This window comes from Mesobacillus subterraneus (genome assembly GCF_000934845.1).
Lineage (GTDB): Bacteria > Bacillota > Bacilli > Bacillales > Cytobacillaceae > Mesobacillus > Mesobacillus stamsii.
In genome coordinates, this window is sequence record NZ_JXIQ01000086.1 from 1 (window position 1) to 17782 (window position 17782).

At 42.6% G+C, this 17782-nt stretch carries 20 protein-coding genes and 2 pseudogenes; 19 read left to right on the plus strand and 3 right to left on the minus strand.

The annotated features are described in order from the left end of the window. Nucleotides 1-383: 383 nt before the first annotated feature. The 5 genes and pseudogenes from UB32_RS10840 to UB32_RS10860 form a co-directional block, all read left to right on the plus strand. Nucleotides 384-1823: pseudogene (locus UB32_RS10840) on the plus strand (vitamin B12-dependent ribonucleotide reductase); the annotation flags it as partial. 191 nt (nt 1824-2014) lie between these two features. Then, nucleotides 2015-2950, plus strand: coding sequence for a hypothetical protein (locus UB32_RS10845; protein WP_044393713.1), 936 nt, complete (start codon nt 2015-2017; stop codon nt 2948-2950). A 58-nt stretch (nt 2951-3008) separates the two neighbouring features. Continuing rightward, nucleotides 3009-4127, plus strand: a pseudogene (locus tag UB32_RS10850) (vitamin B12-dependent ribonucleotide reductase); the annotation flags it as partial. A gap of 157 nt (nt 4128-4284) precedes the next feature. After that, complete coding sequence (locus UB32_RS10855; protein ID WP_044393714.1) at nt 4285-5295, plus strand: DUF1646 family protein; 1011 nt, start codon at nt 4285-4287, stop codon at nt 5293-5295. A 121-nt stretch (nt 5296-5416) separates the two neighbouring features. Next, nucleotides 5417-6301 (plus strand): patatin-like phospholipase family protein, encoded by an 885-nt coding sequence (locus tag UB32_RS10860; protein WP_044393715.1) that lies wholly within the window; start codon nt 5417-5419, stop codon nt 6299-6301. Nucleotides 6302-6329: 28 nt separating this feature from the next. Here UB32_RS10860 and UB32_RS10865 read toward each other — a convergent pair whose 3' ends face one another. Next, entirely contained in the window at nt 6330-6695 is a 366-nt protein-coding gene (locus UB32_RS10865; RefSeq protein ID WP_044393716.1) for an SA1362 family protein, read from the minus strand. Nucleotides 6696-7007: 312 nt separating this feature from the next. On the opposite strand from UB32_RS10865, the gene UB32_RS10870 reads away from it, so the two are divergent. The 4 genes from UB32_RS10870 (at nt 7008) to efp (ending at nt 9695) form a co-directional block, all read left to right on the plus strand. Further along, the gene (locus UB32_RS10870; protein WP_044393718.1) at nt 7008-7523 is read left to right on the plus strand and encodes a YqhR family membrane protein; all 516 of its coding nucleotides are present in this window, start codon (nt 7008-7010) and stop codon (nt 7521-7523) included. 78 nt (nt 7524-7601) lie between these two features. Then, nucleotides 7602-8051: a type II 3-dehydroquinate dehydratase gene (aroQ, locus tag UB32_RS10875; protein ID WP_044393720.1), complete on the plus strand. Its 450-nt coding sequence runs from the start codon at nt 7602-7604 to the stop codon at nt 8049-8051. Between the two features lie 3 nt (nt 8052-8054). Beyond that, nucleotides 8055-9116, plus strand: coding sequence for a M24 family metallopeptidase (locus tag UB32_RS10880; RefSeq protein ID WP_044393721.1), 1062 nt, complete (start codon nt 8055-8057; stop codon nt 9114-9116). 21 nt (nt 9117-9137) lie between these two features. Further along, the gene (efp, locus tag UB32_RS10885) at nt 9138-9695 is read left to right on the plus strand and encodes an elongation factor P (RefSeq protein WP_044393722.1); all 558 of its coding nucleotides are present in this window, start codon (nt 9138-9140) and stop codon (nt 9693-9695) included. Between the two features lie 81 nt (nt 9696-9776). On the opposite strand, the gene UB32_RS10890 is transcribed toward efp, so the two are convergent. Together UB32_RS10890 and UB32_RS20025 are read right to left on the minus strand one after the other, a co-directional pair. Then, entirely contained in the window at nt 9777-10139 is a 363-nt protein-coding gene (locus UB32_RS10890; protein ID WP_044393723.1) for a rhodanese-like domain-containing protein, read from the minus strand. 107 nt (nt 10140-10246) lie between these two features. Then, on the minus strand, nt 10247-10399 hold the full coding sequence (locus UB32_RS20025; RefSeq protein WP_157841624.1) for a hypothetical protein: 153 nt from the start codon (nt 10397-10399) through the stop codon (nt 10247-10249). A 164-nt stretch (nt 10400-10563) separates the two neighbouring features. Here UB32_RS20025 and spoIIIAA point away from each other — a divergent pair, with 164 nt between their 5' ends. The 10 genes from spoIIIAA to accC all read left to right on the plus strand — a co-directional run bounded on the left by spoIIIAA (nt 10564) and on the right by accC (nt 17773). Beyond that, complete coding sequence (spoIIIAA, locus tag UB32_RS10895) at nt 10564-11487, plus strand: stage III sporulation protein AA (protein WP_044393725.1); 924 nt, start codon at nt 10564-10566, stop codon at nt 11485-11487. After that, a complete protein-coding gene (gene spoIIIAB / locus UB32_RS10900) occupies nt 11488-12003 on the plus strand; it encodes a stage III sporulation protein SpoIIIAB (RefSeq protein WP_044393727.1) in 516 nt (171 codons plus the stop codon). A gap of 18 nt (nt 12004-12021) precedes the next feature. Continuing rightward, complete coding sequence (spoIIIAC, locus tag UB32_RS10905) at nt 12022-12228, plus strand: stage III sporulation protein AC (protein ID WP_044393729.1); 207 nt, start codon at nt 12022-12024, stop codon at nt 12226-12228. Between the two features lie 14 nt (nt 12229-12242). Beyond that, nucleotides 12243-12632 carry a stage III sporulation protein AD gene (gene spoIIIAD, locus UB32_RS10910; protein WP_128721531.1) on the plus strand — a complete coding sequence of 130 codons (390 nt, stop codon included), beginning with the start codon at nt 12243-12245 and terminating at the stop codon, nt 12630-12632. A gap of 27 nt (nt 12633-12659) precedes the next feature. After that, nucleotides 12660-13859 carry a stage III sporulation protein AE gene (spoIIIAE, locus tag UB32_RS10915; RefSeq protein WP_044393733.1) on the plus strand — a complete coding sequence of 400 codons (1200 nt, stop codon included), beginning with the start codon at nt 12660-12662 and terminating at the stop codon, nt 13857-13859. A gap of 12 nt (nt 13860-13871) precedes the next feature. Beyond that, nucleotides 13872-14501, plus strand: a complete 630-nt coding sequence (gene spoIIIAF, locus UB32_RS10920; RefSeq protein WP_044393734.1) for a stage III sporulation protein AF — start codon at nt 13872-13874, stop codon at nt 14499-14501. Further along, nucleotides 14491-15150 carry a stage III sporulation protein AG gene (gene spoIIIAG / locus UB32_RS10925; protein ID WP_044393735.1) on the plus strand — a complete coding sequence of 220 codons (660 nt, stop codon included), beginning with the start codon at nt 14491-14493 and terminating at the stop codon, nt 15148-15150. The genes spoIIIAF and spoIIIAG overlap by 11 nt, the downstream gene beginning before the upstream one ends. A 3-nt stretch (nt 15151-15153) precedes the next feature. Continuing rightward, nucleotides 15154-15699, plus strand: a complete 546-nt coding sequence (locus UB32_RS10930) for a SpoIIIAH-like family protein (protein ID WP_044393736.1) — start codon at nt 15154-15156, stop codon at nt 15697-15699. A 202-nt stretch (nt 15700-15901) separates the two neighbouring features. After that, nucleotides 15902-16405, plus strand: a complete 504-nt coding sequence (gene accB / locus UB32_RS10935) for an acetyl-CoA carboxylase biotin carboxyl carrier protein (RefSeq protein ID WP_044393792.1) — start codon at nt 15902-15904, stop codon at nt 16403-16405. A gap of 12 nt (nt 16406-16417) precedes the next feature. Further along, on the plus strand, nt 16418-17773 hold the full coding sequence (gene accC / locus UB32_RS10940) for an acetyl-CoA carboxylase biotin carboxylase subunit (protein WP_044393738.1): 1356 nt from the start codon (nt 16418-16420) through the stop codon (nt 17771-17773). The last annotated feature ends 9 nt before the right edge of the window (nt 17774-17782 follow it).

Consider the following 17782-nt stretch of genomic DNA (forward strand, 5'->3'; position numbering starts at 1 on the left):
CACAGGACGTGGCGTTTTAGGCGGGCAGCGCTTGTCGGGGCTGTTCGAGGCGCTTGCGCTTTTTGTTATCCAGTATTTTCTAGAGGTTGAGAAAAATGAAAAAAGTGCAACCCTCGAAATTTGTTGTTTTTGATCGTTTAAGGGAAAAATTCGATCTTTATCTCTTTTTCTCTCTGTTTTTTAATAATTTTCATGTTTGACAAAATAAAGTTCTTTTGGCCTTAACACCATATATAGTATTGTCGAAAATAAAAAATACACTACATATTGATTTTTGGTGTTTCGATATGATAACGTTAGGGTAATTCAAAAAAGTAGCTAGAGTTTCTTTCTGCTAGTTTCACTGTAAAGAATAGTTTTAAAATCTTGAAGGAGTTGTAGAAATGTCTATTACTATTGGCGAAAAAAGGACTTTGAATGTGGAGAGTCTGAACGAGGATATTAAGTTGTTTCCTCCGGTTCACCCCATTACACCTGATATGAAACTCACCCACAAAGGGGTCTCTCGGCTAGTGATGCTAGACCGCTATACTTTTAAAGACACAGAAAAAATCACTCTGTCAAATGGAGATTTTGTTGTCCTCACCATTAAGGAGGATCCGAAATTCCCGGCACGCGGACTTGGATTCATACAAGCTATTGATTGGGAAAACAAGACAGCGACTGTGCTTGTAGAAGAAGAGTTTCGCGGAGTGCTTGATGATCCCGAAGAATCCACTACGGGGATTATCAAACGTTCACTGGACGTGATGGAAAAGCCGCTCGAACTGTTTTACGAGCAGATCGCAAAACGAAATGCCACAGGACTTGCAGCAGTTGAAAAAACAGAACAAAAGCGCAAGGAATGGTTCGAAAAGTTTTATCAAGAGCTAGTATCCATGAATTTCATCCCAGCAGGACGAGTCCTTTATGGAGCGGGAGCTGGCACAGATGTTACCTACTTCAACTGCTATGTCATGCCTTTCGTTAAGGATTCCCGTGAAGGTATCTCCGAGCACCGCAAGCAGGTCATGGAAATCATGAGCCGCGGCGGCGGGGTAGGGACGAACGGTTCTACATTAAGACCGCGCAACACTCTAGCCAGAGGCGTAAACGGAAAATCATCCGGATCGGTTTCATGGCTTGATGACATCGCCAAGCTCACGCATCTAGTCGAGCAGGGCGGGTCAAGACGCGGTGCTCAGATGATCATGTTAGCGGACTGGCATCCTGACATTGTAGAGTTCATCATTTCAAAAATGCAAAACCCTAAAATCCTTCGTTTCCTGATTGAAAACACAAACGACGAGTCAATCAAGAAAACGGCAAAAGAAAAATTGAAATTCACGCCGCTAACCATTCAGGAAGAAGCAATGTACCAGGGGATCGTCAACTATAAGAGCATTCCTGGCTACGGTGGTTTTAGCGCAGATATCATTAGATCAGCAGAAGAAAAACTCGCAACAGGCGGAACTTATACAGTCCATAACTCAGAATTCTTAACGGGTGCAAATATCTCAGTCACATTGACAAAAGATTTCATGGATGCAGTCGAAAATAATGCTGAATATGAACTTCGCTTCCCGGACGTTGAAAGCTATGATGCTGAAACAATGAAAGTTTATAACGAAGAGTGGCATAAAATCGGGGACGTACGTGAGTGGGAAAAGCTCGGCTATAAAGTACGCACCTACAGAAAGATCAAAGCGAAAGAACTCTGGAACCTGGTCAATATCTGTGCGACATACTCAGCAGAACCCGGCATTTTTTTCATCGACAATGCCAACGACATGACGAACGCACAGGCATATGGACAGAAGGTTGTAGCGACAAACCCGTGTGGTAGAGCAGCTTAGTTTGCCTCACGTTAAAAATTGCGGAATAAAGCGGGAACCCTGAGATGGGAATCCGAACCGAAGGCCTTGAGTAAAAACAAGGACAGGGGCAACGCATAGATGGTGAACCTGCGAAAGCAGAATATAATCCATCCACGAGGCCGCAACATTACAACACTAAAAATAATGGAGAGGTTTTTATGAATAGAGGCTATGCAGGTTTCTATAAAGGATTCTATTTAAGAAGTTCATATGAGTATGCATACGCCATATATCTTGACTATCATAAGGTGAATTGGACTTATGAGGCTAAAACCTTTGATATAGGATATAAGATTTATAAACCTGATTTTTTCATTTTCGATCAAAACGGCTCTTTGTCAAAGATTGTTGAAATAAAATCTCGGAACAAAGAAGCTAAAGAAGGCGCTAGAATGGCTTTAGAAAAAATTAAAACTCTACATGGAATAGATAATGAATTGATTTCTTATGAAGAACTTTTAAACTTTTATGAATACCTACCTTTCACTTTAAACTCTGTTATAACGAAATGGATTAAATCAAAAGATACTACTATCAACAAATCGTTATCAGGGTCATTGAATGGGCACTTTAATATAAAACATTCTCCAGCTACTAAGAGGAAAATCGGGGAGCATACAAGGCAATTATGGAATTCTAATAGTGGAGCAAAACAAAGAATGTTAGACGGGTTAAAAAAATCAGGTCTTTCACAAAAAGGCAAGATCAAAACTCCGAGGGAAAAAAGAAGATGCTTGATTTGCAACTCCGAGTTTATAACCCTTGTAAGTTCCCCTAAGAAGTTTTGCAATAGAGTTTGTGCTGGAAAAAGTGCAATTCAAAATGCAACTAAAGTATATGTTAACAAGAGAAAGGTTCTTCATGGAGAAATAAAGCAATTCATTATCGAATGGTCAGTTGCCAATTCAAGTTTAGTTTTAAGTACTCCCTTAAATAAAGTCAGTACTACAATTAGTAGTATGCTTGACCAAATTGAAAATTCATTTGGAGTTAAAGATTTAAGGGTAATTTCTAAAGCTGTTTTTGGAGAAGATCGAGGAAGAAAAGATCTCCTATTATTTATGAAAAGTGTGTGTAATGAAAAGATATGCTGAACTAACGGGAAACGAACCGTTAGAACTAAGGGATAAAAAGCCTTTAGGATAACAATTGGAACAGCCTCTCGCACCAAACTCTGTCTGCAACCTCGCTGCTGTCAACCTTGCAGAAATGGCGGACAAAGAAACAAAAACAGTTAACTTTGAAAAATTGAAGCATACGGTAGAAGTTGGTGTACGCATGCAGGACAATGTCATTGATGCAACTCCTTACTTCCTGGAAGATAATAAGAGACAAGCACTAGGCGAACGTCGTGTTGGTCTTGGTGTGATGGGCATGCACGATCTCCTGATTTATTGCGAAACAGAATACGGTTCAGAAGAAGGAAACAAGCTTGTTGATAAGGTATTTGAAACCATTGCTACTTCTGCCTACAGAGCATCAGTAGAATTGGGCAAGGAAAAAGGCAGCTTCCCATTCCTTCAAGGTGGAACAGAAGAAGAGACAAACAGACTTCGCAAGGCATTCACAAATACTGGTTTCATGAAGAAAATGCCTGAAGACATCCGCGAGTCGATTCTTGAAAACGGAATTCGTAACTCACACTTGCTGACTGTTGCTCCAACGGGATCTACTGGTACAATGGTTGGCGTTTCAACTGGCCTTGAGCCATACTTCAGCTTCTCATACTTCAGAAGCGGCCGTCTAGGTAAGTTTATCGAGGTGAAGGCAGATATCGTCCAGGAATACTTGGATCGCAATCCGGAGGCAGATCCTGAGAACCTGCCGAACTGGTTCGTATCTGCGATGGAATTGGAGCCGGAAGCCCATGCTGATGTGCAATGTATCATCCAGCGCTGGATTGACAGCTCGATCAGCAAAACGGTCAACGCACCGAAGGGTTACAGCGTTGATCAGGTGGAAAAAGTATATGAGCGCCTATATAAAGGCGGAGCGAAAGGCGGAACCGTTTATGTGGACGGCTCCCGCGATTCTCAAGTATTGACGCTGAAAGCAGAAGAGAACTCAATGGACGATGAAGGGGAAAAGCAAGAAAAACAAAAGCAGCACGTTGTCCTTGTCGACACGATCAATGAATTACGTTCTACAAACGTGACGATTGGCTCTGAGATCGGCAACACTTGCCCAGTCTGCCGCAAGGGTGAGGTAAAAGAAATCGGCGGCTGCAATACTTGTACAAACTGTAACGCGCAATTAAAGTGTGGTTTATAAGTTACACTCAATAGAATAGCCACGGCCCAGGCCGTGGCTATTTCTTCTTCGTTCATTCTTATCGCCTTTCCATGTACCCAAAATTCTATGTTCTAAATTTTAGGATTGTTCCTATATATATATAGTAAAAGAAATAGAAAAAAGGACAGGAGAAACGATGATCGGGTTAATGATTATTTTGCTGCTGGTGTTATTTTTGCCTTTTTCCGTTAAAACAATTGAACACAATTTGGAGATTTTTTTGTTCACTATGGGCCTCGCGGCAGCAACGATTAGTGGTACGATGGATCGCCAGCTAATTGAAAAAGCGGTGACTGATCCTATTAATATCACGCTTGCGGTGTTAGCAGCTGGATTGCTGGCAAAGTGGTTTAAGGCGGAATTGGAAAAATCAATCCTCTGGAGCAGCAGATTCCTGTCTCCTAGGTTATTTTTCGGGTTGACAGTTGTTTTTCTTGGACTGGCATCTAGTATGATAACTGCCATCATAGCAGCGCTTATCCTTGTTATGATGATAAAGGTCCTTCCGCTTGACCGTAGATCGGAAGTTCGTTTTACCATATTGGCATGCTTCTCGATTGGAATTGGTGCTGCCCTTACTCCGATGGGGGAGCCATTGGCAACGATCACCATCAGCAGACTGGACAAGGACTTCTTTTATTTATGGAGATTAATCGGAAAAGAAGTACTTCCAGCTATCACTATTTATGGCGTGATGTCGATGATCCTTGTAAGACCCATTGTGGGAAAAAAAGCTTTAAAGTCTGCCTCCCGTCCTGAGTCGTACGAGGAAATTGCTGTTCGGTCTTTTAAAATCTATCTCTTTGTAATGGGACTTACATTCCTTGGACATGGTTTTGAGCCGCTGATCAAAGCATATGTTATCGGTCTTTCTCCAAGGCTGTTGTATTGGATAAACATGATATCCGCGATCTTAGATAATGCTACCCTTGCTGCAGCAGAAATCAGTCCTGCAATGGAATCTGGAACAATTAAGGCGGTTTTGCTTGGACTGGTCATCAGTGGAGGCATGCTGGTCCCGGGTAATATCCCGAATATTATCGCTGCCGGAAAACTAAATATAACCAGCAAGGAATGGGCGGCATTTGGGGTTCCGGTCGGATTGGTCACAATGTTCCTTTACTATATTGTCCTGTTTAGTCGCTGACTGCTGGATTGTCCAGGAAACAATGGATGAAATCAAAATTTTTTACTTGTACGCTGTACTATTTTTCAAAGGAAACGCTTAAAGATGTATAGATGAGTTTACATCGACGGGAGTGACTCCTATGTACATTGATGGCGTTTTTTCCGGTGGAGGAATCAAAGGATTGGCGCTGGTTGGTGCCTGTGCCGCAATTGAGGAGCAGGGGTTCCGGTTTAAAAGAGTCGCCGGAACCAGTGCTGGTTCCATAATTGCCGGCTTGCTTGCTGCCGGCTACACAAGTGCCGAGATGGCCGACATTCTGGATGGAATTGATTTAAAAAAACTCCTCGATCCAAGGAAAACGTTCTTTCCATCTGCCTTAACCAAGTGGCTCTTTGTATACTGGCGGCTCGGACTCTATAAAGGCGACGAGTTAGAATGCTGGATCGAAGAAGTCCTGGCTGCCCGAGGGCTTCGTACATTTGGCGATCTTGTTCCTGGTTGCTTACGGATTATTGCGTCAGATCTCACAAACGGAAGAATCTTGGTCTTGCCAGATGATTTGCCAAAGTATGGCATTGATCCATTGACTTTCCCTGTCGCAAAGGCGATCAGAATGAGCAGCAGTCTCCCGTTCTTTTTCGAACCGGTTAAGTTGCGGGATCGGGTTGGTACGAATATCGTGGTGGATGGCGGAGTGCTGAGCAATTTCCCAATGTGGTTATTCGACCAGGATAAAATGTTGAAAATGCGTCCGGTACTTGGAGTCAAACTAAGCCAAAACCTGATTCAGCAGCCTAAGAAAAACATTAAAAATGCGCTGCAATTGTTCGATGCGTTATTTGATACGATGAAGGATGCCCATGACTCCAGATACATTTCTCGAAAGCACGAAAAGAATATTATTTTCATTCCGATGGAGGAAAGTTTGACTACTGAATTTCAACTAACGGATGAGAAAAAACAAGAGTTGATCAAGCTGGGAAAAAACAGCGCGGAGAAATTTTTCAAATCATGGCATTACTGATCTCTTATAACCCGAAAAAAATCGAGCTTTAAAAGGAAGCCCGATTTTTTTTTTTGCTTTTTTTCCCGTCTATGACTGTTAAGTGCGGAGCATCCTTCTTTTTCCGTGCTGATGCTAGGGATTTTATCTTTGACCGCTTAGCAGATGCATTTGCATCTTTTGCCTGGAAACGTTTTTTGGAACGCTTTGCTGCCTTTTGGAAAGCACGTTTTTGTTCTCTTCCAGCACTTGATCCGGACATACGAGTCACCAGGAAATAGATTGCGGCCCCAATCAAGGCAATTGTTGCGATTGTTACGAGAATACTGACAGGATCGGTAAACAGCTTAACAGCGAAACCAAAGATTGCAAGGACAATCAGTCCTAAAAATAGATACTTGAAATTTCGACTCATAGAAGAAAGCCACCTCCCTACTAGCATCATGAGCAATTTTTCCAGCTTTTAAACTTACCAACGATTACTTTATACAAGTTCTTCAAAATTATACGCTTCTCCTGCCCTTTTTCCTTTTTAAAAGCGATTTAAACGAGAGAATGCCATTTTCATGGCTTATATGAATAGAAAAGCTTCGTTCCATTGCTGTTACTTTCATTTTACTAAATATCTGCAAAAACCTCTATATGGAGTGCAAGCATCTATAACATTTTTTCCAGAGATGCAATGGTTTTGCCGAACAGGGACATACTAACATCGGAGGTGCAACAAATGGCAGAAAATCATGAAAACTTAGAACAGAATCAAAGGGAAAAACCGATGTCCTTCCTTGCAATGAGCATCGTGACAGGATTGTTCGGCGGCATTTTTTGGAGTCTGCTCGCTTATTTGGCCTATCTATTTCATTTTACCGAAATCCGACCAAACGTAATATTGGAGCCCTGGGCTTTAGGAGACTGGAAGCAGCAGTGGCTTGGCACAGTTATATCCATCGTAGCGATTGGTATTTTTTCAGCAGGCGCAGCGATGATTTATTATGTAACCATGAGGAAGCTGAATTCCATCTGGGCTGGGGCAGCTTACGGGATTGCACTGTTTTTCCTTGTATTTTATGTGCTCAATCCGCTGTTTCCGGGCATCAAACCATTTTGGGATCTCTCAAAGGACACCTTGGTCACTTCGCTTTGTTTTTACGTACTGTATGGTGTTTTTGTTGGCTATTCGATCTCCTACGAGGAAAATGAGAATCGCAATGAGGAGAAAAATCGTCAGGAGATCACCTCTTGAGCGAGTTAGAGTAGTTCTCGCAAATAGTTATGGTAGAATGTTCATAGTGAACATTCTTTTTTACGGGAGTTTGAAAATGTGATGAAAATACTTATGCTCAATGGTCCAAACTTGAATCGTCTTGGGAAAAGAGAACCGGGAATATATGGTGTCAGTACATTGAAGAACCTGGAAGAACGGATGATTAACCTTGGAAAGGAAAGGAAGATGGAGGTAGTCTGTTTTCAATCCAATCACGAAGGGGAACTAATTGACAAACTTCATGAGGCTGAGGACACTGAAATAGACGGAGTAATCTTCAATCCAGGGGCATTTACGCACTATAGCTATGCCATCAGAGACGCAATAGCAGGAATTACCTGTCCGGTGATCGAAGTACATATCTCAAATGTTTACCAGCGGGAAGAATTCAGGCACAAATCGGTCGTTGCACCTGTTGCAAAGGGGCAGATTGCCGGTTTGGGGATTCTTGGCTATGAACTAGCACTTGAAGCTTTTAAAAGAGAAGCAGGAAAAGAGGAGGAATAGGTTATGGAAAAAATACAAAAATTGCGGGAAAGTTTCCAACGGCTTGGGGTGGATGGAATGCTCGTGACTAGCGAATATAATCGCAGGTATATGACAGGGTTCACTGGCTCGGCCGGGATGGTGTTAATCAGTGCTGACAAGGCGCTGTTCATCACCGATTTCAGGTATACAGAGCAGGCTGCCAAGCAATGTGTTGGATATGAAGTTGTGTTGCAAAAAGGGTTGATTCAGGATGAGGTTGCCGAGCAGGCTAAAAAACTGGGAATTAACAAGTTAGGTTTTGAAGAAAATCATGTTACCTATTCAGCGTTCAAAACATTCGATCAGACCATAGAAGCAGAATTAGTTCCTGTGGCGGATGAAATTGAAAAGTTACGCTTGATAAAGAATGATTCAGAGATTAAGATATTAAAGGAAGCAGCAGCCATCGCGGATGCTGCATTTACACATATACTTGAGTTTATCCGTCCTGGAAGAACAGAGCTAGAGGTATCGAATGAGCTTGAATTCTTCATGAGAAAGCAAGGGGCAACCTCATCATCATTCGATATTATTGTGGCATCTGGCTATCGCTCAGCCCTTCCGCACGGAGTAGCAAGTGACAAGGTGATTGAAACAGGAGACTTCGTAACCCTGGATTATGGGGCATATTATAATGGGTATGTATCGGATATCACTCGTACAGTAGCGGTTGGAAATGCTTCTGATAAGCTGAAGGAAATCTATGATATTGTGCTTGAAGCCCAGCTTCGTGGTATGGCGGGGATCAAACCTGGCATGACGGGCAAGGAAGCGGATGCTTTGACAAGGAACTTGATTACCGAAAAGGGATATGGCGAGTATTTTGGCCATTCTACGGGTCATGGAATCGGTCTTGAAGTACATGAAGGCCCTGGCCTCTCATTCCGCTCAGACACTATACTGGAACCAGGTATGGTGGTGACGGTCGAGCCAGGAATTTATATTGCCGGCCTTGGCGGGGTTAGGATTGAGGACGATACGGTGATTACCCTTGACCATAATGAGTCACTGACACATTCTACGAAAGAGCTCATTATATTATAAGACACATTAGGAGGACAAATAATGATTTCAGTAAACGATTTCCGTACCGGATTAACAATCGAAGTGGACAATGGTATTTGGCGTGTACTTGATTTTCAACACGTAAAACCAGGAAAAGGCGCTGCGTTTGTACGCTCCAAGCTTCGAAACCTTCGTACAGGAGCAATCCAGGAAAAAACTTTCCGCGCTGGTGAAAAAGTAGCGAAAGCCCAAATTGAGAATCGCAAAATGCAATACCTTTATGCTAGCGGAGATCAACATGTATTCATGGACAATGAGTCCTATGAGCAAATTGAACTTCCAGGCGCTTCGATTGAATATGAGCTGAAGTTCCTAAGAGAAAACATGGAAGTATACATCATGCAATTTGGACATGAAACACTCGGTGTCGAATTGCCGAATACGGTTGAATTGGAAGTAACAGAAACAGAACCAGGTATCAAAGGAGATACTGCTTCTGGCGGCACAAAGCCTGCAACACTGGAAACTGGTCTAACTGTACAGGTTCCGTTCTTTGTTAACCAAGGTGATAGACTCATCATTAATACAACAGACGCTTCCTATGTATCACGTGCATAAATCATTGAAAAAAACCTGCTGAAAAGCAGGTTTTTTTTATGCTCTGTTTCAAATATCTTTCAGTGTTTTCTAGAGGATTTCCTATTTCTCAATCTCAAATGTCCACTCACTCAATCCGCCTGTCAGATTGTAGATACTCTTAAATCCGTTGCTTGCCAAAATTTTGCTGGCCTCTGTTGAGCGGTTGCCGCTATGACATACGACCAGATACTTTTCCTTTTGATCGAGCTCTGAGAGCATGCTATCGATGACTTGCAGCGGAACTAATTTTGCGCCGGGGATATGGCCAGCAGCAAACTCATCCGGTGTACGAACATCCAGCACCTGAACTTCGCCACTATCAATCAATTCTTTTGCCTTGTCGACTGAAACATCCGTATAAGAACCACCAGAACAGCCAGTGATTAACAAGAAGAACAAGAATGCTACGAATAATTTCTTCATGATGAACCTCCTAAAAATACTTATAGAGGTATATTATCTTAAAAATCAAAAAGTGGATATAGACAAATTGTGTTAGGAGGAGATATTGATGAACTTGAAAAAATCAATTACTCTCCGGCTCCTGGTGCTTTGTCCGTATTTTGATTGTTATTATACTTTGGGTCAGTCGATGGCGATTTACTCGGACTCCTTCCTCCTCCAAGATAAGTAGCGCGGTCTGCTCTTTGAACCTTCTGGAACTTCTGATGATCTTCATTCATATGGAACAACTCCTTTCCCTACTAGTTTTTTCATTGACAGCAAAATTTATTTGCTTTTTTCGGGTTAGAAAAATGGTGGTAGATCGGTCTCGATGGAATGTGCAGGTCATAAAGTGGTCAAGCAGGCATACATATTAAGTAAGCGAAAATCAGGAGGATCAATGATGAATGATATCTTATCTTTTTTGCCGAAAAGGATTGCTGAACGGCTGAATGAAGTCCCTCCTAATGACATAGATGGAATCGAAGAGATTCGGATTCGGATCAACAGACCACTTGAAATAACGGTGAGAGGGAAACCAAACTTCCTTCCGTATATTGTTCATCCAGAGGATGCTGTCCAGCTGTTGAATAAGCTCGGACATTTTTCCATGTATACCCTGGAGGAAGAATTAAAGCGTGGTTACATTACTGTTGCTGGTGGCCATCGAGTCGGGCTTGCCGGAAAGGTGATTCTGGAAAATGGCTCTGTAAAAGCAATCAGGGACATTTCTTCTTTCAATTTTAGAATCGCAAGGGAGAAAATCGGGATTGCAGATCCGTTGTTGCCATATTTGTACCAAAACAGCTGGAAACATACGATGATCGTCGGTCCCCCGCAAACTGGCAAAACAACCTTGCTAAGGGACATAGCTAGGATCATTTCAAGCGGTATTCCAGAAAAAAAAGTTCCGCCATTAAAAGCGGGCATTGTCGATGAAAGATCCGAAATCGCCGGATGTGTAAAGGGAGTTCCGCAGCTAACGTTTGGACCAAGGGTGGATATCCTAGACTCGTGTCCGAAAGCAGAAGGAATGATGATGATGATCCGTTCCATGAGTCCAGATGTCCTCGTCGTCGATGAAATTGGCCGAAAAGAGGATGCCGAGGCGATACTGGAAGCTGTAAACGCAGGAATCAAGCTGATTATGACCACTCATGGGGAATCGCTGCTGGATATCCAAAAAAGACCAACCTTGAAACCAATTCTAGACATGGGTATTTTTGACCGGTTTGTCGTACTTGGAAGAATTACTGGCCCTGGAACAATCATTTCAATTTGTGATGGGAGCGGGAAAGAAATCCGTCAAAAAGTGAGAGTGACATAAATGATAAAAATAATGGGCGCGATATTGATCATCCTGTCAACGACCTGGACAGGTTTTGAAGCTTCACGGCATCTTAGCGAACGGCCCAGGCAACTTCGGTTGTTGAAATCAGCATTGCAGTCGCTGGAAGCGGAAATCATGTATGGACACACACCTCTCCATGAAGCCTCGAGGAAGTTGTCTGAGCAAATGACGAAGCCGCTTTCCTGGTTTTTTAAAACATTTTCCAAAAAGCTGACTGAAACGGAGACCACAGTCCATATCGCATGGGAAGAGAGCTTAAGAGAAGTTTGGAACCTGACGGCCTTCAAACAAGGAGAATTTGAAATTATGAAGCAATTTGGAGAAACGCTAGGTAGGCATGACAGGCATTCTCAGCAAAAACAAATTCTCCTGACGATTTCCCATCTTGAAAGAGAAGAAGCAGATGCTAGCGAGAAGCAGATGAAATACGAAAAAATGGTGAAGAGCATCGGCTTTTTATCGGGCTTATTATTAATCATCTTACTGATGTAGCGTTTAGGAGGGGACAAGATGGGTCTTGATGTGGATATCATTTTTAGAATAGCAGGCGTAGGTATAGTGGTAGCATTTTTGCATACAATTCTCGAACAAGTAGGGAAGAAGGAATATGCCCAGTGGGTCACGTTGTTTGGATTCATCTATATCCTTTTTATGGTTGCATCTATTGTGGATGATCTTTTTCAAAAACTTAAATCGGTCTTCCTATTTCAGGGGTAAGGGAGGTCTCTGCGATTGAAATTTTTCAAATAACAGGTGTAGCGTTGATTGCGACATTTCTGGCACTGATTGTCAAAGAACAAAAGCCGAACTTTGCCTTTTTGCTGATTGTGTTCACAGGAGCAGCTATCTTTCTTTTCTTGGTTGATCAAATCTATCAGATCATTGCCATGATCCAGAAACTGGCTGCCAATGCTAGAGTGAATGTTGTGTACGTGGAAACGATCTTGAAGATCATCGGGATCGCCTATATTGCCGAATTTGCGGCCCAAATCACGAAGGATGCAGGACAGGGTGCAATCGCCTCAAAAATTGAACTTGGCGGCAAAATCCTCATTTTGGCGATGGCCATTCCCATTCTTACGGTAATGATTGAAACGATCATTCGTTTGATTCCAGGCTGACTACCTGCTCGAAAGAGGTGAAAGAAGTTGAAGCAGCGTCTCCAGTTCCTCTTTGCAATTCTATTGTGCCAGTTATTTTTTTTTCTCCCAGATGTACAAGCTGTTGGGGAGGAACAAAAAACAACCCCAGTGATCAATCCGGACACAATCGCAAGAACCCAGCTTGAAGAATTGAATATCGATGAGCTTAAGCAGTTTTGGGAAGATATTACGACTAAATATGATGGGTATTTGCCAGAAAGTCAGAAAGGAAGCCTCTATGATTTTATAAACGGGGAAAAGAAGTTCTCCTTAAATGGTTGGTTTAAAGGTATTATGAATTTTGCCTTTCACGAGTTCATTGTTAACGGGAAATTGCTGGGATCGTTGATTCTGTTAACTATTTTCAGCATGTTTCTTCAGGCTTTGCAAAACTCCTTCGAAAAAAGCACCGTCAGCAAGGTAGCCTATTCCATTGTGTTCATGGTTCTGATCATCATTGCGCTCAACAGCTTTCATGTAGTCGTTGAATACACGAATGACACCATCGGGACAATGATCCAGTTCATCCTTGCTCTAATCCCGCTGTTATTGGCATTGATGGCCACATCAGGGGGGCTGGTTTCAGCAGCTTTTTTTCATCCGATCATTCTGTTTATGATGAACACAAGCGGGATGTTCATTCAATATGTCGTCCTGCCCTTATTATTCTTATCTACACTTCTGAGCATTGTCAGCATCCTGTCTGAGCATTATAAAGTCACCCAATTAGCAAGCATGCTCCGTAACTGGAGCATCGGCTTGCTAGGAATCCTTTTAACCGTATTCCTTGGCGTCATTTCCGTTCAGGGTGCCTCAGCTGCGATAACGGATGGAGTGACTGTCAAGACAGCAAAATTTATTACTGGAAATTTTGTTCCTGTCATTGGGCGGATTTTTACCGATGCAACCGATACGGTGATCAGTGCTTCTATGCTTTTAAAAAATACAGTTGGAATAGCAGGAGTTGCTATTCTGCTGATGATCGCTGCCTTTCCGGCTGTGAAAATCCTCATGATTGCCTTTATCTATAAATTTGCGGCAGCCATTCTCCAGCCGCTGGGTGGCGGCCCGGTCATCACCTGTCTTGATACTATCAGTAAAAGCATCATCTATGTTTTTGCTGCATTAGGCATTGTTTCCTTGATGTTTTTTCTAACGATAACCGTTATTATTGCCGCCGGGAACTTAACGATGATGGTGAGGTAGGGGGGGAGAGAGTTGGATTTTATAAAAGAATGGGTCACCAATATTATCGTCTTCATTCTTCTAGCGACTGTACTTGATATGCTTCTGCCTAATTCAAGCTTCCATAAATATACAAAAATTGTAACTGGGCTAATTTTGATTGCCATCATTCTTTCTCCAGTTATGAAACTATTCAATACTGATATGGAAACAGTAATTGCAAATGTTGGCGAGCTCAACGGCCAGGAGGTTGATGAGATAAAAAGTTCAATAGAATTTCAAAAAAAAGAAATACAAGCCTCTCAGCATGCATATATTTTAGAAACAATGGCTGTCCAAATGAAAACAGCCGCAGAGGAGGAGTTGATGGAACAGCAAGGAATGGAGATTGCTCATATCGAGCTTGAAGTAAATGAACAGGATCAGCGGCCTTTCCCAGAAAACCTAAAGCATGTCATCGTTCAGTTGAGGAAAGCAGGGGATAAGGGAGTGGCTGTGGCAGTAGTAAGAGAAGTAAAAATTGATACGAATGCGCCTCTTCCATCAAAGCAATCCGCACAGAAACTAGCTGAACTATCTTCTCTTCTGTCAGAAAAATGGAATGTTCCTGAAAAGTCTATTCAGATAATGATAGAAGGAGGGAGTGAAGCGCATGGACAGTGAGAAAGGTCCGTTGAGCTGGCTGAAGAAACAGCTGAGCAGCAAGAATGGACCGCCGGCCAAGAAATCCGGCAAATACCAATACTTCTTAATTGTTGTCTTGTTTGGGGTAGCGATCATGCTAATCAGCAATCTAATCGGCGATCCGAAACCCGATATGGCTGTTACTGCCACGAAGGAAGCGAAGACAGAAGAGGATATAGCGGTATTCGGTCAGAAAAATTCAGCTGAGAACGATATCATTTCCAAATATGAACAAGCATATGAAGCCCAGTTGATCGAGATTTTGGAAGGCATCAATGGCGTAGGGGATGTCTCCGTTTTGGTGAACGTAGATGCTACTGAAAAGAAGATTTTAGAGAAAAATACCGTCATCCAATCACAGACGACCGATGAAACGGACCCTGAAGGCGGCAAGCGCAAAGTCTTGGATGCATCACAAGATGAGCAGCTAGTCATCATCAAAAATGGGGAGAAAGAGGTGCCAATCGTTCTCGAGACAAAGAAACCTGAAATCAGAGGGGTGCTCGTCGTAGCGAATGGTGCGGAAAATATACAAGTGAAAAAATGGATCATTGAGGCAGTCACAAGGGCATTGGATGTTCCAAATCACCGTGTGTCTGTCATGCCTAAAAAATCTAAGGGGGAATAATAGATGTTGTTGAAAAAGCAAACAGTCTGGTTGCTGACGATGTTGAGTCTAGTGGTTGTCTTATCAGTGTATTATGTCACTGCACCAGAACAGCAGAAGTCTGATCTTGCAGCGGTTGATGAGAAGCAAGCCGAACAAAAGGAAACAATGACGACTGAAACGAAAGATGGCACGACTGTGATTTCCGAAGTTGCGAACGATGAGAAGTTTGAAGCGCTGCGCATGAACCTGGAAGAACAGCGGACTAGACAAAAAGAAGAGCTGCAAACCGTAGCAGCAACGACTGACTTGCCAGCAGAAAAGAGAAGTGAAGCAATCGATAAGATGAATCAGCTTGATGAGATTTCGCAAAAAGAACAGATTCTTGAAACACTGATTACATCAATGGGCTATGACGATGCACTAGTGCGTGCGGATGGTGAAAATGTCAGAATCACAGTAAAAGCCAAAGAACCTTCAGCATCTGCAGCCAATGAAATCATCCAGATGGTTCGCACAGAATTAGGTTCTTTCCAACCGGTAGCGGTCCAGTTTGATCCAGCAAATTAAATACATGAGAAAGGGAAGGCAAATGCCTTTCCTTATTTTTGCAGTTTTTCGCTAAAATACCTGCTGTTCACATTTTTTTCAGAAAACAGTAAAATGGAGAAAGATGACCAGAAATAGTGTTAAATATTGAATTTCCTCATGGTAATATCGTATAGTGTTAGTATCTAGTCTTAATTATTATAAGGACAAGGGGTGCCGAATGGTGTTAAAAATACAAGAAATCAGAGAGTTAATTAAATTAGTAGACCAATCAAGCATTGACGAGTTTTCATACGAATACGAAGGATCAAAAATTAAAATGAAGAAGCATGGAGTCGAAAAGTCAATGGTCGAATCTGTGCAGACAGATGTACCGGTCCAAACTCCGTCCCTGCCTGCAATGCCAGGAGGACAGAACTCTGAGCCAAAAATGGACGCAGCTGCAATGAAAGAATCGAAGCAAGAGGAAGATAAGGATACTGCAAATTTACATAAGATCGTTTCCCCCATGGTCGGGACATTCTATGCATCTTCCTCACCGGAAGCAGAAGCATATGTGAAAGCGGGAACCAAAGTGAGCAAGGATTCGATTGTTTGTATTGTCGAAGCAATGAAGCTTTTCAATGAGATCGAAGCAGAAGTGAATGGAGAAATCGTCGAAATTCTTGTTAAAGATGGACAGCTTGTAGAATACGGCCAGCCTTTATTTCTGGTTAAGCCTGAATAAGGAGCGATATAGATGATTGAAAAAGTACTAATTGCCAACAGGGGAGAAATAGCAGTCCGGGTCATCCGTGCGTGCAGAGAATTGGGCATAGAGTCCGTCGCTGTCTATTCGGAAGCTGACAAAGAATCTCTCCATGTACAGCTAGCTGATGAGGCATACTGCATCGGACCTAAGGCTTCAAGGGATAGTTATTTAAATTTCACCAATATAATCAGCGTGGCAAATTTAACAGGATGCGATGCCATTCATCCGGGATACGGCTTCCTTTCTGAAAACGCTGATTTTGCCGAGCTATGCAGAGAGTGTAATATCATTTTCATTGGTCCATCTCCTGAAGCGATCCAAAAAATGGGAACAAAGGATGTTGCGCGAGAAACGATGAAGCAGGCGAATGTGCCAATCGTTCCTGGTTCGCAGGGAATCATTGATAGTTTAGAGGAGGCTCAAAACCTTGCAAATGACATCGGGTATCCGGTCATTATCAAGGCAACTGCTGGCGGAGGCGGGAAAGGAATCCGTGTTGCCCGGAATGAACAAGAGATGATCAAAGGAATTACGATCACCCAGCAGGAAGCAATGACAGCGTTCGGAAATCCTGGAGTATATATGGAAAAATATATAGAAGATTTCCGTCATGTGGAAATCCAGGTCCTTGCTGACAGCTACGGCCACACCATCCACCTTGGAGAGCGGGATTGCACTATTCAAAGACGCCTGCAAAAACTGCTAGAGGAGACACCTTCTCCGGCGCTTGACGGGGAAACAAGGGCAGAAATGGGCATGGCAGCAGTCAAAGCTGCAAAAGCAGTTGATTATACTGGTGCAGGCACTGTAGAATTTATATATGACTACCACGAGCGCAAATTTTATTTCATGGAAATGAATACCCGCATCCAGGTGGAACATCCTGTAACCGAAATGGTGACAGGCGTCGATTTAATCAAGGAACAGATCAAGATTGCTTCCGGCGAAAAGCTAAGTCTTTCGCAGGAAGACGTTCAGTTCAACGGCTGGGCGATAGAATGTCGGATAAATGCGGAAAATCCAGCAAAAAATTTCATGCCATCAGCAGGGAAAATCAAAATGTACCTCCCGCCAGGTGGGTTTGGTGTTAGAATAGATTCAGCGGCATATCCTGGTTATACAATCCCGCCCTACTATGATTCAATGATTGCAAAAGTCATTACTTATGGAAGTAGCAGAGAAGAAGCAATTGATCGCATGAAGAGGGCGCTCGGTGAATTTTTGATTGAGGGAATCCATACTACCATCCCGTTTCATCTCAAGCTGCTGAACCATGAAAAATTCGTGGAAGGTCAATTCAATACGAAATTCCTGGAAATGTATGATGTAATGTCAGAAGAATAATAGGAGGGT